Genomic DNA, 15,028 nt, shown 5'->3' with positions numbered 1-15,028 from the left:
TCCTGTTAGCAACTTTAAAGGCTGATTTACATTAAATTTTCTGTGGAAATTTTTCGGGCAGATTGCAATTTGTGCAATCCGCACGTCATGTAATTGGCAGCAATGGATACGCTGAGAAGTATTGAGGGAATGTTTTGGGTGATTTGCCGTTAGACCTGTCTGTCCTGGAGTCTATGTTCGGAGACGATGCCGATTTAAGAAACGCCATTTTGGAGGAGTTCGCCAACAGTGCCACGCCCTATATGACGGAGCTGGATGCTGCCATTGCCAGAAAATCTGCCGAAGGCGTCAAGTCTCTGGCCCACAAATTAAAGTCTTCATCGCGGACGGTAGGGGCTCAGGCTCTGGGAGATCTGTGTGAGGCTCTGGAAAATTCTGCCCCCAATGCCGATTGGCATGGTATTAACACTCAGGAGTTGGCCCTGAAATCTGAGTTAGAGCGGGTGCTGGATTACATTCGCAGTCTTTGCTGATTGCAGCTCAGGGTTGCCGTTTTTTGTTTTGATCCTGCCAGACCCAGCGTAACGGTTCGCCAAAATCATCCACCAGCAGTTCTTTGGAGGGTTCCTTGGGCTGATTGGTTTTGCGGGGTTTGGTTTTACGGCGCTGCTTTCTCTCTTCAATGGCCTGAACCACTTCATTAACCAGTGTGCGGCTCTGGTCACTGCGCTCAACGAAGGGCGGTTTGGGCAGAGGTTGATTGACGTCGCGCCCACTTTCGCCCATACCACACCGGGTCACGTCTCCGCCGTCAGACAGAAATTGTTCTACCATCTGGTTGAGCTCATCGCGCTGCTGCTGTTTGGTTTTTACCGGTTTCATGATGGTTGTACGGTCCGGGTGGGCGATGCTTCATTATGGCTTAAAGTCACGGAAAAATACCAGATAGCGGGTGGTTACTGAGCTTGCCTGTGACGGATGCAAGTGCTTAACTGGCGGCATTGATAGCACCGGATAATCTGGTATGAGTTCTGCCCTGAAATTAAAACCCACCAATTGCTCGGATAAAGCGATTGCCGAGATGATTGATACCACCACATGGGCAAATGCATTTGAGTGGCAGGAGGTGCGAAAGTTGGGTGGCTACTTTACTGCCTACGAAGCTCAGGCCGGAGACACTCTGTTTGAAGAGGGCGAGCAAACCGCCTATATGGGGCTGATTGTTTCCGGGCGCATACGCATCAGCAAGCGCGATTCACAGGATCGGCTGAAATCGCTGATCACTCTGGGACCATCCCAAACCTTTGGGGAGCAGTCTTTGATCGATGCCTCCCCGCGTTCTGCCAAAGCCCATGCGCTTGAAACCACGCGGTTTGTCGTTACTACGCGCCGCCAGTTATTCCGCCTGTCAGAAAAGGAGCCGGCCCTGGCTTTTAAACTGCTGTGGTTAATAACCCAGTCGGTGAGTCTTCGCTTACGCAACACCAGTTACCTGCTGGTGGATGCCGGATCATGAATTGTGGAATGCCGCGGTAAGCGGCCTTTTCAACCTGCCAAGAGTTAACCCTGTGAAGTTTCCCGAGAGAGAGATTCTCAAACAATTGACGTCGCTGGCGTTGCCCATGGTTATTTCTCAGGGAGCCTTTGCCCTGATGATTTTTACCGATCGGTTGTTTTTATCAATGGTCAGTCCGCTGCACATGGCCGCTGGTCTGGGTGGTGGTGTTGCCAGTTTTTTCTGTATCTCATTGTTTATGGGAATTCTGGCTTACTCCAATGCGCTGGTGGCGCAATACTATGGTGCCGGAGAGCGACGGCAGTGCGCCCGGGTTCTGACCCAGAGCCTTATCTTGTGTCTGGGGTTTATGCCCTTTCTGGCGTTGATCGGTTTTGGTGTCAGCAGGCTGTTTTCGCTGATGGGGCATGCCCCGGAACAGGTGGAGCTGGAGGTTAGCTATCTGACTGTGATGTTGTCCGGTGCCATTCTGGCGTTGATCAAGATGGCGTTCGCGTCTTTTTTTGCCGGTACCGGCAAGACCAAGGTCGTGATGACTGGAGATCTTGTGGGGGTGGTGATCAATGTGCCGCTCACCTATGCCCTGATTTTTGGCGCCGTAGGCCTGCCGGAACTCGGTATTGTGGGAGCTGCGCTTGGTACGATCATTGGCAATCTTGTCAGTCTGTTGGTGCTTGCGGCATTTTACTTTGCGCCGCAGCATCGCGCGCTCTACGCCGTAGCCCGCTCATTTGTGCTGGATCGTACAATTCTGACCCGCTATTTGAGGTTAGGAGTCCCTGCCGGGTTTGAATCGTTTCTCAATGTCGCTGCCTTTAATCTATTCCTGTTGATGTTTCAGTCCTATGGCGTAGTGCAAGCAGCCTCGGCGGCCATTGTGCTGAATTGGGATATGCTGACATTTATCCCAATGCTGGGGCTGAATGCGGCCGTGGTGAGTCTGGTTGGCCGTTACGTGGGGTCCGGTGATGCGGATCAGGTTGGCCAGGTCATGCGCGCCGGCTTTGTACTCGGGCTGGGTTACACTTCCATTGTGGCGGTTACCTTTCTGGTGTTTCGTGCGCCCATGGTTGATGTGTTTATTAATGGTGACGGGGCCGAGGCGGAAGCGATTCGTCAGTTGTCGGTGTTTATGATGCTGGGGTTATCCACCTATGTTATGGCCGACGCCATTATTCAGGTGGCGGGCGGCAGCCTCAGAGGGGTTGGCGATACGCTCTGGATGATGAAAGTTTCCACTTCGCTGCACTGGCTGGTGCTGGTGCTACAGGTTCTGGTGATCAAAATCTGGCAGTTGGGTCCCGAAGTTTCCTGGATGGTGTTCGTGGTTCAACTGTTGTCAATTGCCGGCGCTTTTTCTCTGCGTTTGAAGAGTGGTCGCTGGCGTGATCGGCTGCAAAAATCGGCGACATGAATTTAACGGTTCAGTTATATAGGGCGGAGGGGTATCGATGAAGATTCAGCGGGTGCTTTCCAGTCGTACTTATGCCAGAGCCATGGCTGCAGCCAAGGGCTATCTGCAAGATCGGCAGTCGCTGGGGGATTTTTCCGATCAGGTGATGACCAAAGCCGAAAAATATCGCTCCGGGCCATTGCGCAATCTGTGGGATTCGATTCAGGCGCTGGTTCGTTTGCTCAGGGCATATGCCACCGGAGACTATCGGGATGTTTCCGCCAAAACGCTGTTGTTGATGGTAACGGCGTTGGTGTATTTCATCATACCGACGGATTTGATACCTGATATTCTGCTGGGCTGGGGTTTGGTCGATGATGTCACCTTGTTGGGCTGGGTGATCCAATCTTCCAGGACCGAACTTGATAAATTCAAACTTTGGGAGAGCAAAGGGCAGAGTATGAGACAGGATCAACCGACACAAACCCATTACCGCATTGGTGGTGTAGACCTGAATGTTTACGAGTGGTCCGGTAGCGGAGAGCCTCTGGTGTTGTTTCACGCCACCGGTTTTCATGGCCGTTGTTGGGATCAGGTGATTCGTCATCTGCCGCAAGATACCCACGTCTATGCACTGGAATTTCTGGGGCATGGACTGAGTGATAACCCGCAAGGGGGGATCTGTTGGGATGAAATGTCGGAAGATCTGATTGCCCTGTTGCAACAGCTGGAGCTGACCGATATCAATCTTGTGGGTCATTCATTTGGTGGCTATGCCGCGGCAATGGCGGCTGCGACACTGCCCGGACAGATAAAGCGCGTCATGTTGCTCGACCCGGTCATTATGAGCCCTGAATATTTGCAAATGATCGAAGCCTCTCTCGGCAGCAAAGAGGATCATCCTGTCGCCAGACGACGCAACCAGTGGGGCTCCCCGGAGGAGATGATTGAAGCCTTTGCTGCCAGAGAGCCCTACAAGCACTGGCACCCGCAGGTGTTGGATGACTATTGTCGTTACGGACTGGCTGCCAGTGAGCAAGATGATTTGCTTGAGCTGGCATGCCCACCTTTGGTGGAGGCCGATATCTACGTGCGCTCTGGCTTGGGTAGCGTCTATGACAAATTTGGTGATATTCAGGCGCCGGTACACATTATTCGTGCCAGAGATCGTTTACCCGAAGATCATTTTTTCGATTTCTCCCCTTCCCCTACCTGGGCTCAGCTCCACGAACAGATTAAGGGAGCAACGGATATTCAACTAAAAGACCAGAGCCACTTTTTCCCCATGGAGAAACCTGAATCACTGGCTGCATTAATGGGGCAATGGCTGGCGGATAAAGCGCTACACTGGAGTTGATACTCTGGGAGTAAAAAATTATGGCTACGGCGGGACTGCTGGCGTTACTGGATGATATAGCTACCGTACTGGACGATGTGTCGGTCATGACCAAGGTGGCGGCCAAGAAAACTTCAGCGGTGCTGGGGGACGATTTGGCGCTCAATGCCCAGCAGGTGACCGGGGTCAGGGCCGAGCGGGAAATCCCGGTAGTTTGGGCCGTGGCCAAAGGCTCATTTAAAAACAAACTGATTCTGGTGCCCGGCGCCCTGCTGATCAGTGCTGTGGCACCCTGGCTGATTGTGCCGCTGCTGATGTTGGGGGGGCTTTTCTGTGCTTTGAAGGGGCAGAGAAGTTAACCCACAAGCTGTTTCATCCCGGTGACAACAAGGACGACGAGCTGGCTGAGGTGCTGGCAGACCCGGACCTTGATATGGCCCAATTCGAGGCGGATAAAATTAAGGGTGCCATCCGTACCGATTTTATCCTGTCGGCTGAGATCATCGTGATTGCACTTGGAACCGCTCAGGGGGCTGACTTCAGCACTCAGGTAATCGTCGTCAGTCTGATTGCCGCGGCCATGACCGTCGGGGTCTACAGTCTGGTAGCGGCCATTGTTAAGCTTGATGACGGTGCCTTACTGTTGATGGCCGCCCCAGAGCAGAATGGCTGGGGCCGATTCAAGCGCGCTTTTGGCGAGCGCTTACTGGATTTCTGTCCCAAGCTGATGAAGGGACTTTCCTTTCTGGGGACGGCTGCCATGTTTCTGGTGGGTGGCGGTATTTTGGTACACGGGATTGAGCCTCTCAATCATCTGATTCACGATTCGGCTACTGTGGCTACGGCAAGTCCTGCACTGGGGAATATCATTTCCAGTCTGATACCCACCTTGCTCAATGGTTTGGTTGGCTTGGTGGCGGGTACCCTGCTGGTGGTTATATTTGAAGGCTTTCAAAAACTCAAAGAGAGATAATACTATGGTACGTTGGATTCCCATACTGGGTATGACGTTAATGCCTGTGACAGTGGCTGCAGGTGTCGATCAATGCCTGCAGCAAGCGGTGTTGTCGGCACCAGAAGAGATGACCATTGCCCAATTGCGGCAGCAGTGTCTGGCCGCCGAAGATGGAACCGGGTTGTCCGCCATTGAGGCAGAGGCTCAGCCGTCTGCGCCCAACCCCATTCGAAACCGTTTCCAGCAAGAGTTGTCGACAGCATCCAGTCCCTATGTGATCACACCGCACAAGCGCAATTACATTTTGCCCTACACCTATATGGAAGAGCCCAATGAAGAGCCCTATCGCAGCGGTGGTTTTGTGGATGGTGATGACTCGCTTAATCACGAAGAGGCCAAGTTTCAGCTCAGTCTGAAAATTCCACTGATTGAGGATGTATTTCTGGCCGATGATGCGCTGTTTTTTGGTTTTACCCTTAAGTCATTCTGGCAAGTGTACAACAGCGATATCTCAGCACCCTTTCGCGAAACCAACTATCAGCCAGAGCTCTTCTGGGTCGCGCCGCTGGACTGGAATCCGTTTGAGGATGACGGCAGTTACCTGAGTGTTGGTCTTGAGCATCAGTCAAACGGTCGCAACCTGCCTCTGTCTCGCAGCTGGAACAGAGTCTATGTGGATTTTCTCTGGGAGGAAGGGCGCTGGGCTTTCAGTTTCAAACCCTGGTATCGCCTGCCTGAAGATGACAAAAATGGACCGGACGACACCAGTGGCGACGATAACCCCGATATCGAACGCTATATGGGCCACTTTGAATTTACGTCAGTCTACCGCCGTAATAATCAGGAAATCAGCCTGATGTTCCGCAACAACCTGCGTCAGGATAACTATGGCGCAGTACAAATCGATTGGACCTTTCCTCTGTGGCAGCGTATCCGTGGTCATGTGCAATATTTTAATGGTTATGGTGAGAGCATGATTGACTATGACGAGCGTATCGAGAGAATAGGGATAGGTTTTCTGCTAACGGATCTCCTGTAGGCTGCTACGGACTAGGTTTATGGACGACATTAAAAAAATATTGGTGGTTGAGGATGAGCCCGCCGTTCTGGAATTACTTGCCCTCAAGGTAAAGGAGGGACTGGCTGGTGTGGAGCGGGTCTACAAGGCGACCAGCTTGCAGCAGGCCAGAACCGTACTTGAAGCAGAGGCCATTGATATGGCTCTGATCGATATTAATCTCCCCGATGGCAAGGGGCTGGCGTTACTGCCAACTTACACGGCGCCCCCTTTCAATATTTGCTGCATTGTTCTGACAGCCCATGATGATGATGACTTTGTGTTTCAAAGCCTACGCCAGGGCGCTTCAGGTTACCTGCTTAAAAACGAACCCATTGACACCATCGTGGGTCAACTACAGGGGATTGTGAATGGGGTGCCGCCGCTGTCGCCCTCCATCTCCCGCAAAATTCTGCATTTCTTCAACAAGCCCATGGAAACACCGGAACAGGCGGTGTTAACCAAGCGTGAAGAAGAGGTGTTGGCACTGTTGGCCAAGGGATTGAACCGTGCAGAAATTGCCCAGGTGTTGACCTTGTCACCTCATACCATTGCCGGATACACCAAAACCATTTATCAGAAACTCAATATCTCTTCCCGGGTAGAGGCGACTCATGCGGCCATCAAATTGGGACTTTCCTGATTTCATCCGGCGCAGGCTTTGAGCCATGACACAGTCGAAGCTCGATGGTCGCGATGAGCTGGTGCTGGAGTGCTTTCACCAGCTATGGGCTTACACCGATGACGTGATGTTCATTGTCTCGGTGGAGCCTGACAACAGTTTCCGGCTCTATCATTGCAATGCCGCGGCCAGACGGGTCATGGGGCTGGATGACAATGCCCGCTTACGACAGCTTGATTTGAACAAGCTCTGGGGCAGTCACACTATTGAGCAGCTGTATGATTCCTATCGGCAGGCACTCATTGCTCAGCAACCGATTGTAGTTGAAAAGGAGTTTTCCCAGAGTGAGGGGGTGGCCGATGTTTGGCACACCCTGTTGGTACCGTTGTTTGAGAAGGGCAGTAAGCCGGCGTATATCTGCGGCGTGGCTCGCAATATCACTTCTCTGAAAGACGCTGAAAGAACGTCTACCATGGCGCGTCAACAGGCCGAAATCTATAACAAAGCCCTGTCACGTATCAATGAAAGTCTGGAAGCCAAAGTATTTGAACGCACCGAAGAATTGATCCGGGCCAATTCCGCCAAGCAGCGCTTTCTGGCCAATATCAGCCATGAACTGCGCACCCCTTTGACAGCCATTATTGGCAATACTGAGAGTATGTTGATGGGGGATTACACGGCCGAAGAGGTTCGCGAGGCGGCCAGTTATATTCACTCCAATAGTTGCCATCTGCTGGATCTGATGAACGATGTACTGGATATCTCCAAGATCGAAGCCGGTAAGCTGGAGCTGGAAACGGGACCGGTCAATCTGTTGGTATTGTTTTACGATGTTGAAGCCATTATGGCTTCTCAGGCGAAGGCCAAGGGGTTGGAATTTCTGATCCGTTATCGCGAACCCATTCCAGAGACGGTGCATACCGATGCCACCCGCCTGAAGCAGATTTTGCTGAACCTGACTTCTAATGCCGTGAAATTTACCGAAGTCGGTAAGGTGTCGGTATTGGTGGCGTTTGATGAAAACACTCTGAGTGTGGATGTGGAAGATACCGGTATCGGCATTAGCGAAGTACAACAGCAGGACTTGTTCAGCGCTTTTTCCCAGACCGATAATTCCATTACCCGACGCTATGGCGGCACCGGGTTGGGCTTGAACCTGTCTCTGCAATTTGCGCGACTGATGGGGGGCAATATTGAAGTACAGAGCCAGCTGGGGCGGGGTAGTCGGTTTCGGGTGATCGTGCAGGTTGAACAAGCCAGTGGCCGCGCCGATCTTAACGCGCTTAAGGCTCGTGTTGCGGAAGTTCCGGATGTGCAGCCCCTGCCGCAGTTATCAGGGCGCATTTTGGTGGCCGAAGATCAGCCTGAGAATAATCGACTTTTTTGCAGTTTGCTCGAGCGTATGGGGTTGGAGGTCAGCTCGGTTGCCAATGGTCGTGAAGCGGTCAATCTGGTCTCCAGTTCGGTACCGTTTGATCTTATTTTGATGGATATCCAAATGCCGGTTATGAGTGGTCTGGATGCGCTGCAGGAAATTCACGCCATGTAGTGTGCCAGCCCGGTGATTGCGTTGACCGCCAATGTTATGAGCGACGATGTTGAACGCTATAAGGCGGCAGGGTTTGATGACTACATCGGCAAGCCGTTTGAGTTACAGCAGTTTGTTGATACGGTTGCCAGATGTCTGGGAGATAAACAGACGCTGGCACTGACGCCGGAGAGCTTGCAGGACAACGCCGCTGAAACTGATTTAAAGGCCATGTTGAAACAGCGCTTTCCCGATTATTTGCAGAGCATAGAGAGCAGCTGGCGAGAGATGAATCTGGGTTTGCTGAAGCACGAAGTGCATCAGCTGAAGGGGGCTGCGCTGTTATTCGAATTTCCGGTGATTGGTGATGTCTGCCGTGATATTGAGGCCGGGCTTGTGCCCAGAGATGGTCAGATCAATATCGCCGCGATTGCGCCAAAAGTTGAAGCACTGTTGGCTCTGTTGCAAGACTAGAAAATCAATTCTTGTCCAGGTGGAAGCAGAAGGAAATTACTGATGCGACCATTCTGACGTTGTCTATATCGTCTTTGCTCCATTCGATTTTTTGTCCAGCGCTTTCACAGCAAACCACGCCGGTGGCAACAAAGTTTTCATGGAGGATAAAGTCCAGCAGAGAGTAAATGCCCAGAGGTTCAAAATAGCTTTGATTGAAGCAATTGGTTACTGAGTGATTTCGGGCGTCTGATGCTACCACCAGATCCTCTTCGATGATGGCTTTGAAATAGGGGGGGTAATCGGCTTGCTTAAGAATAATACCTTCACTGAATTCGTTGCTTGCCGCATCGAAATTCACCAGGCTGCGAATTTGCCTGTTGTTGTCTTCAAACGCCCACAGACTGACCCGGTTGGCTTTGGGAATAAGCTGGTTAATGGCCTGGCAAGCTTCTCTCATAATTTCAAGCTGACTCAGATTTTGGTCTTCCACCAAAGTCATCAGGCGTGTAAGTGGGTCCACAAGGCCTCCGGTCTCACGAATGCATTACTGTTTCAGGGGGATGGCTATATGGACAAAGTTTGCCATTTTCGCCTTGGTCTGCCATGTTTGGTTTGCCCTATATTATGGTAGCGCCTTGAGGTTATCGCTACCCGGGCATGACAACCTGGAATATGACCGCGTATCAGGGCAAAAATTCTATCTCATAGTGACGAAAATCAGGAATAGATAAGTTATGACATTTATCAAACATTATGCATTTATCCCCTCTCTGGCTCTGGCCACACTGTTGTCATTGGGGTGTGCGGAAAAGAGAGAAGATACCGAGCTGGAACAGTCGGTGCCGGCCAAGGAAGCCATGGCAGACAAAGCTGCCAAGGATATGGAGGCTGCCAAGCAGATGGCGGCAGATGCCAAGCAAAAAGCCGATGAAGTGGTCGTAGCGACTCAGGAGAAAGCCACTGAGATCAAGCAGGACGCCGAAGAAATGGTGGAAGAGGCCAAAGACAAGGCAGCTGAAATGAAGTCGGAGGCTGAAGCTCAGGGCAGTGACCTGATGCAGCAGGCGGAAGAAACCAAAGATGCCCTGATGAATATGAACAACTGATTATGTTGGTGTCTCGGCCATGTTTAAAAGCGGGCATTTGCCCGCTTTTTTGTGCCTGAAAGTCTGCAGCGGTAATAAAACCCATGTCTTTATAGAAAGACTTGGCCTTATAAAATCAGGGTCTGACCAGTGAAGCTGTACCTATACTGACAGTAAGCCTTCGAGTGCAATGTTGGGTAGGAGTCCAAAATGTTAAAAGCGCTGCTGTCGTTTTACGGCTTATTAATACTCCAGTTGACCTGGCGTCCTGTCTGGATGGATTCGCAGAAACCGGATAAGGCGCACTTCCACCGTCGTCGTTTTACAGAGGACTATCGCCGCCGCCGAGTCATCGTTGAGCGGGTCTGGTTGTTTACCGGGCTCTTGTTGCTGGGCTTCCCCTCGCCACCACTGGTAGTGACCGGGTTGATTCTGGCGACCTTTGTTTCTTTCAGCATTCTGGATGAAACGGAATAACGGTTGTACCACGGGTCAGGTCCGGGCCTGATGATCCCGTATCACCTTGAGGAAACTGTAACCGTATTTGTCGAGTTTGCGTTCCCCCACGCCGTTAATCAGTGCCATCTGGTCAATATCCGATGGCATCCGGACACACATTTCCTGCAGCGTGGCGTTGCTGAATACCACATAGGGTGGCACATCCTGAGCATCGGCCAATTCTCGGCGGCACTCGCGCAGAGCCTCCCACAGTGCGATGTCGAGATCGGCGGGCAGCGCGGTTTTGGTGGTTTGCCGGGCCGGGCGTTTGCGCTGATCCAGGCGCAGGTCAATGGTTTCTTCTCCGCGCAATAATGGGCGGCATAATTGCTCCAGTTTGAGACCACCATATCCCTGCAGGTCGACGCTCAAATAGCCCCTGGCGACCAATTGTCGGAACACTGAGCGCCATTGGTTGGTGTCCAGTTCTTTACCGACGCCGAAGGTCGGCAGCCGTTGGTGCTGACATTGTTCTACCTTGTCGGTCGAGACGCCTCGCAGTACGTCAATCAAATGACTGACCCCGAAGCGCTGACCGGTACGATAGGCCGCACTTAACGCCTTGCGCGCCGCTTCTGTGCCATCCCAGGTTTGCGGTGGTTCAAGGCAGGTGTCGCAGTTACCGCAGGGTTGTTCCAGCTGGTCGCCAAAGTAGTTCAGCAACGCCTGACGCCGACAGCTGGTGATTTCACACAGCCCCAGCATGGCATTGAGGCGGTGCTGCTCGGCCAGTTTGTGTTCCAGGCTGCCTTCGGAGTTCTCCATCATTTGCCGGAGTTTGACGATGTCTTGCAGACCGTAAATCATCCAGGCATCGGCCGGTTCGCCATCGCGGCCGGCACGACCGGTTTCCTGATAATAGGATTCGACATTTTTGGGCATGTCGAGGTGCGCCACAAAGCGTACATCCGGTTTGTCGATGCCCATACCGAAAGCAATGGTGGCGACCATGACAATGGCGTCCTCGCGTAAAAAGCGCGACTGGTGCCGGGCGCGCACTTCACTGCTCAGGCCCGCGTGATACGGCAGGGCGTTAAACCCCTGTTCCTGCAGCCAGTAAGCGGTATCCTCCACCTTTTTGCGCGACAGGCAGTAGATGACACCGGCTTCGTCCGGGTATTCATCTTTGAGAAAACGCAGCAACTGCTGCCGGGCATTGTACTTAAGGCCTATGCGGTAGCGGATATTGGGGCGATCAAACCCGGAGACAAACTGCCGGGCCTGCTGCAGTTGCAGGCGTTCGGCGATTTCCCCTCGGGTGCGTTGATCGGCGGTGGCCGTCAGGGCTATTCGCGGGATGTGCGCAAACCGTTGGGGCAGCAGTTGCAGCTGCAGATAATCGGCGCGAAAGTCGTGCCCCCATTGGGAAACACAGTGGGCTTCGTCAATGGCAAACAGGGCCAGTTGGGCCTGGGCCAGCAATTGCAGTGAACGTTCCTGAATCAGTCGCTCGGGCGCGATATAGAGAAAATCCAGCTCGCCGTTGAGCAGTTGTGCTTCAATATTACGGGTTTGCTCCAACGACAATGTCGAATTCAGGTAGGCGGCGCGAATGCCGAGCTCCCGGAGGGCGTCTACCTGATCCTGCATTAACGCAATCAGAGGGGATACCACGATGCCGCAGCCGGCTCTGGCCAGTGCCGGAATTTGATAGCACAGGGATTTGCCCGCGCCGGTTGGCATCAGTACCAGAGCGTCATGTCCCTGAGTAACGGCCTCGATAATGGCCTGTTGCTGACCGCGAAAGCTGTCGTAACCAAAGGTGTGCTGCAGAATGTGAAGAGGGTTGGCCATGACGGATAGGGGGTGCAATGTTGAGGCGGGATTCTATCCCAACCAGTAACTGCGATGCCATGGTCTAAAGGTGTGAAACCCATTCGTCGGTTTGCGCTTGGCTTGGCACCACTTGCGCTTATTCTCGAAGCTTATGATAAAGCACGGCTCTTTTTGCCGAAGCAGATCACTTGGAATTTTTGATCGATGTGGCCATCTTCGGTGACATGAATGGCTGCTTTTTTCGACAGCGGTGTCAGCGGTTGTAGGATTGTGTCAGCTAGTCTGCTAGGGTGGGGGCTGACTTTTACAGACCATGTCTGTCTTAATTTTGACACAATTTGATTGACTGTATTTGCCCTCCATGACTCCCACGACTTCCTGGTCTGAAGCCTTTCGCGCCTACACCAACCCCCGTGTTATCGCCATGTTCTTTCTTGGTGTTGCCGCAGGTTTGCCCCTGCTGCTGGTGTTTTCGACGCTGTCGGCCTGGCTCAGGGATATGGAGGTCAGTCGCAGCGCCATCGGTTTCTTTGGTTGGGTGGGGGTTACCTATTCCATTAAGGTGCTGTGGGCACCGGTTGTCGATCGGCTGCGTCTGCCGGGTTTGACCCGCTGGTTGGGGCAGCGGCGCAGCTGGATGCTGCTGGGGCAGCTGGGGATTATTGCCGGGCTGTTGGCCATGTCGTTCACCGACCCCAGAGCAGAACTCTATTGGGTGGCGGTGTTTGCGGTGTTGGTGGCCTTCAGCTCATCCACTCAGGATATTGCCATCGATGCGTTCCGAATCGAATCGGCAGAGGTTGAACTGCAGGGGGCCATGTCGGCCAATTATATTTTTGGTTATCGTCTGGCGATGTTGCTGGCCGGTGCCGGAGCACTCTATATCGCAGAGTTTTACAGCTGGCCGATGGCTTACTGGTGTATGGCGGCATTGATGGGGGTGGGTATCATCACGGTGTTGCTGGTGTCTGAGCCCCCACGAGAAGATTGTGGTGATGCCGCGGCCGTTGAAGAAACCTTGCATCACAAGCTGCATCTGGATCAGAACCCCAGTCGTGGCCGCCGTTTGGCCGTTTGGTTTGTCGATGCGGTTATCAGCCCATTTGTGGAATTTTTTCAGCGTAATGGCCGCTTTGCCTTAGTGATTCTGCTGTTTATTGCGCTGTTCCGGCTCAGTGACATAGTGATGGGCATTATGGCCAATCCCTTCTATCTCGATCTGGGTTTCAGCAAAAAAGAGATTGCCGATATTGGCAAGGTGTTTGGCTTCTTTATGACCATCGCAGGCAGCTTTTTGGGTGGCCTGCTGGTGGTGCGCTACGGGGTCCATCGACCTTTGCTTGCCGGCGCCATTATGGTGGCCGGGACCAATCTGTTGTTTGCCCAATTGGCCCTGATCGGTAATGACGTCAGTTGGTTGGCTCTGGTGATCAGCGCCGATAATCTTAGCGCGGGCTTGTCCAATGCGGCCTTTATTGCCTACCTATCCGGTTTGACCAATCGCGCCTATACCGCTACCCAGTACGCCTTGTTCAGCTCGCTGATGACCCTGCCGGGTAAATTTATGAGCGGCTTTTCCGGGGTGATCGTGGATGCTTCGGGGTATTACCAATTCTTCATTTATGCTGCGCTGATGGGTATTCCTGCGATTGTGCTCGCGACAATCCTGCTGCGGCGCAATCAGCGCGGCCTCTGAAACCCGTCAGTCAGTTTCGAATTACCGCCAGCGGCCGTGATCCGCTAGAATGTGCGGATTTTGCCACTACCTGTATAGATCGCTATGTTTTTGCTCGAATCCTGCTGGCGCAAACTGCCCGTGTTTGCTCTGCTGGCCCTGTTTCTGCCCCTGGCCCACTCCCATGAACTGTTGATGAATAACGGGGACCGTGTCTCGGGACTGCTGCTCAAAGTTGAGGGCGATAATGTGGTCTGGAACTCCTTTAATTTTGGTCAGTTGACCGTACACAAATCGAAGGTCAAGAACATTGAGGTGTCCGCCAAAGTGAAAATGGAGGGGCGCCGTGAGCCCTGCACAGTGAGTGGTTTGGATGGTCCCTTCATGAATTATCAGTGCGCTGATGATCAGGCGCCGCAGCGCATCGAATTTGCAGTGGTCGATAGCATCATCCCCTTCGCTGAGCATCAGGCGGGTGCCTACACCTATTCGGGTAAGAGTACCGTGGCGATCAATGTCAGTCGCGGTAATGAAGTCAAAGATGAGTTTGATGTTCACGCCACCGCCAATTTCCGTCAGAGTGACTGGCGCCATATCACGGTGCTGGATTACGAGAGTGACTCTAACGACAGCGAACCGTCGATTGAAATGTACAAGGTTTCCTATCAGCTCGACTGGTTCTTCTCCGAGCGCTGGTTCTGGTACAACAAAGGCGAAATAGGTCTGGATGAGAACAAGGACATCGATTTTCACTATTCTCTGGGTACCGGTCTGGGTGTCCAGGTATGGGATTTCAATAATATGGCGTTGGCGATTATTTCCGGTATCGAGTACGCCGAAGAGCAGTACGAGGAAACCGCTGAAAATCTGGCCGATCCCGATTGGCAAGACAGCAAGACTGAAAATTTCTGGAGTCTGGCCTACGACTTCCGCTATCGCTTGCCATACTCCATACAGTTGTTCAGTAAGGCCGAATTCCTCTACTCCACGGATAATTCCCAAGACTGGGTGCTGGATTCAGAGATTGGCTTTGATGTGCCAATCGTTGGCCGGTTGGTGTCTGAGTATAAGTTTGAGTACGACTACGACAACCTGCCCAACGGTGATAACCGCAAGGAAGACAAGAAGCTGACCATTGGTATTGGTTACCAGTGGTGACTTGAAAATGTTGGTAATGCCCTTATATCAGTG

At 52.5% G+C, this 15,028-nt stretch carries 15 protein-coding genes and 1 pseudogene; 13 read left to right on the top strand and 3 right to left on the bottom strand.

Features of this window, described 5'->3' with window-relative positions:
* Positions 1-173: 173 nt before the first annotated feature.
* Positions 174-473 carry an Hpt domain-containing protein gene (locus ACPXV9_RS13140; protein ID WP_423897882.1) on the top strand — a complete coding sequence of 100 codons (300 nt, stop codon included), beginning with the start codon at positions 174-176 and terminating at the stop codon, positions 471-473.
* 7 nt (positions 474-480) lie between these two features.
* Here ACPXV9_RS13140 and ACPXV9_RS13135 read toward each other — a convergent pair whose 3' ends face one another.
* Positions 481-822: a hypothetical protein gene (locus ACPXV9_RS13135; protein WP_423897881.1), complete on the bottom strand. Its 342-nt coding sequence runs from the start codon at positions 820-822 to the stop codon at positions 481-483.
* Positions 823-964: 142 nt separating this feature from the next.
* Here ACPXV9_RS13135 and ACPXV9_RS13130 point away from each other — a divergent pair, with 142 nt between their 5' ends.
* The 8 genes and pseudogenes from ACPXV9_RS13130 (at position 965) to ACPXV9_RS13095 (ending at position 8,821) form a co-directional block, all read left to right on the top strand.
* Positions 965-1,456: a cyclic nucleotide-binding domain-containing protein gene (locus ACPXV9_RS13130; RefSeq protein ID WP_423897880.1), complete on the top strand. Its 492-nt coding sequence runs from the start codon at positions 965-967 to the stop codon at positions 1,454-1,456.
* Positions 1,457-1,508: 52 nt separating this feature from the next.
* Positions 1,509-2,870 (top strand): MATE family efflux transporter, encoded by a 1,362-nt coding sequence (locus ACPXV9_RS13125; RefSeq protein WP_423897877.1) that lies wholly within the window; start codon positions 1,509-1,511, stop codon positions 2,868-2,870.
* 37 nt (positions 2,871-2,907) lie between these two features.
* Positions 2,908-4,206 carry an alpha/beta fold hydrolase gene (locus ACPXV9_RS13120; protein ID WP_423897876.1) on the top strand — a complete coding sequence of 433 codons (1,299 nt, stop codon included), beginning with the start codon at positions 2,908-2,910 and terminating at the stop codon, positions 4,204-4,206.
* A 20-nt stretch (positions 4,207-4,226) separates the two neighbouring features.
* A pseudogene (locus tag ACPXV9_RS13115) lies at positions 4,227-5,158 on the top strand (DUF808 domain-containing protein).
* A 4-nt stretch (positions 5,159-5,162) separates the two neighbouring features.
* Entirely contained in the window at positions 5,163-6,179 is a 1,017-nt protein-coding gene (locus tag ACPXV9_RS13110) for a phospholipase A (protein ID WP_423897873.1), read from the top strand.
* Positions 6,180-6,198: 19 nt separating this feature from the next.
* On the top strand, positions 6,199-6,840 hold the full coding sequence (locus ACPXV9_RS13105) for a response regulator (protein ID WP_423897870.1): 642 nt from the start codon (positions 6,199-6,201) through the stop codon (positions 6,838-6,840).
* Positions 6,841-6,865: 25 nt separating this feature from the next.
* Positions 6,866-8,368, top strand: coding sequence for an ATP-binding protein (locus tag ACPXV9_RS13100; protein ID WP_423897868.1), 1,503 nt, complete (start codon positions 6,866-6,868; stop codon positions 8,366-8,368).
* A 21-nt stretch (positions 8,369-8,389) separates the two neighbouring features.
* The gene (locus ACPXV9_RS13095) at positions 8,390-8,821 is read left to right on the top strand and encodes an Hpt domain-containing protein (protein ID WP_423897865.1); all 432 of its coding nucleotides are present in this window, start codon (positions 8,390-8,392) and stop codon (positions 8,819-8,821) included.
* A gap of 4 nt (positions 8,822-8,825) precedes the next feature.
* Here ACPXV9_RS13095 and ACPXV9_RS13090 read toward each other — a convergent pair whose 3' ends face one another.
* Positions 8,826-9,323 carry a GAF domain-containing protein gene (locus ACPXV9_RS13090; RefSeq protein ID WP_423897862.1) on the bottom strand — a complete coding sequence of 166 codons (498 nt, stop codon included), beginning with the start codon at positions 9,321-9,323 and terminating at the stop codon, positions 8,826-8,828.
* Positions 9,324-9,537: 214 nt separating this feature from the next.
* On the opposite strand from ACPXV9_RS13090, the gene ACPXV9_RS13085 reads away from it, so the two are divergent.
* Both ACPXV9_RS13085 and ACPXV9_RS13080 read left to right on the top strand, forming a co-directional pair.
* Positions 9,538-9,909, top strand: coding sequence for a hypothetical protein (locus tag ACPXV9_RS13085; RefSeq protein WP_423897860.1), 372 nt, complete (start codon positions 9,538-9,540; stop codon positions 9,907-9,909).
* Between the two features lie 189 nt (positions 9,910-10,098).
* Positions 10,099-10,365, top strand: a complete 267-nt coding sequence (locus ACPXV9_RS13080; RefSeq protein WP_423897858.1) for a hypothetical protein — start codon at positions 10,099-10,101, stop codon at positions 10,363-10,365.
* A gap of 15 nt (positions 10,366-10,380) precedes the next feature.
* Here ACPXV9_RS13080 and recQ read toward each other — a convergent pair whose 3' ends face one another.
* Positions 10,381-12,180, bottom strand: coding sequence for a DNA helicase RecQ (recQ, locus tag ACPXV9_RS13075; RefSeq protein WP_423897856.1), 1,800 nt, complete (start codon positions 12,178-12,180; stop codon positions 10,381-10,383).
* 343 nt (positions 12,181-12,523) lie between these two features.
* On the opposite strand from recQ, the gene ACPXV9_RS13070 reads away from it, so the two are divergent.
* Both ACPXV9_RS13070 and ACPXV9_RS13065 read left to right on the top strand, forming a co-directional pair.
* On the top strand, positions 12,524-13,858 hold the full coding sequence (locus tag ACPXV9_RS13070; protein ID WP_423897854.1) for an AmpG family muropeptide MFS transporter: 1,335 nt from the start codon (positions 12,524-12,526) through the stop codon (positions 13,856-13,858).
* Positions 13,859-13,942: 84 nt separating this feature from the next.
* Positions 13,943-14,995 carry a DUF481 domain-containing protein gene (locus ACPXV9_RS13065; protein ID WP_423897852.1) on the top strand — a complete coding sequence of 351 codons (1,053 nt, stop codon included), beginning with the start codon at positions 13,943-13,945 and terminating at the stop codon, positions 14,993-14,995.
* Positions 14,996-15,028: the final 33 nt, after the last annotated feature.

Source organism: Candidatus Pelagadaptatus aseana (genome assembly GCF_040362265.1).
Classification (GTDB): Bacteria; Pseudomonadota; Gammaproteobacteria; order Pseudomonadales; family Cellvibrionaceae; genus Pelagadaptatus; species Pelagadaptatus aseana.
This window is presented reverse-complemented; position numbering and strand designations above follow the sequence as displayed.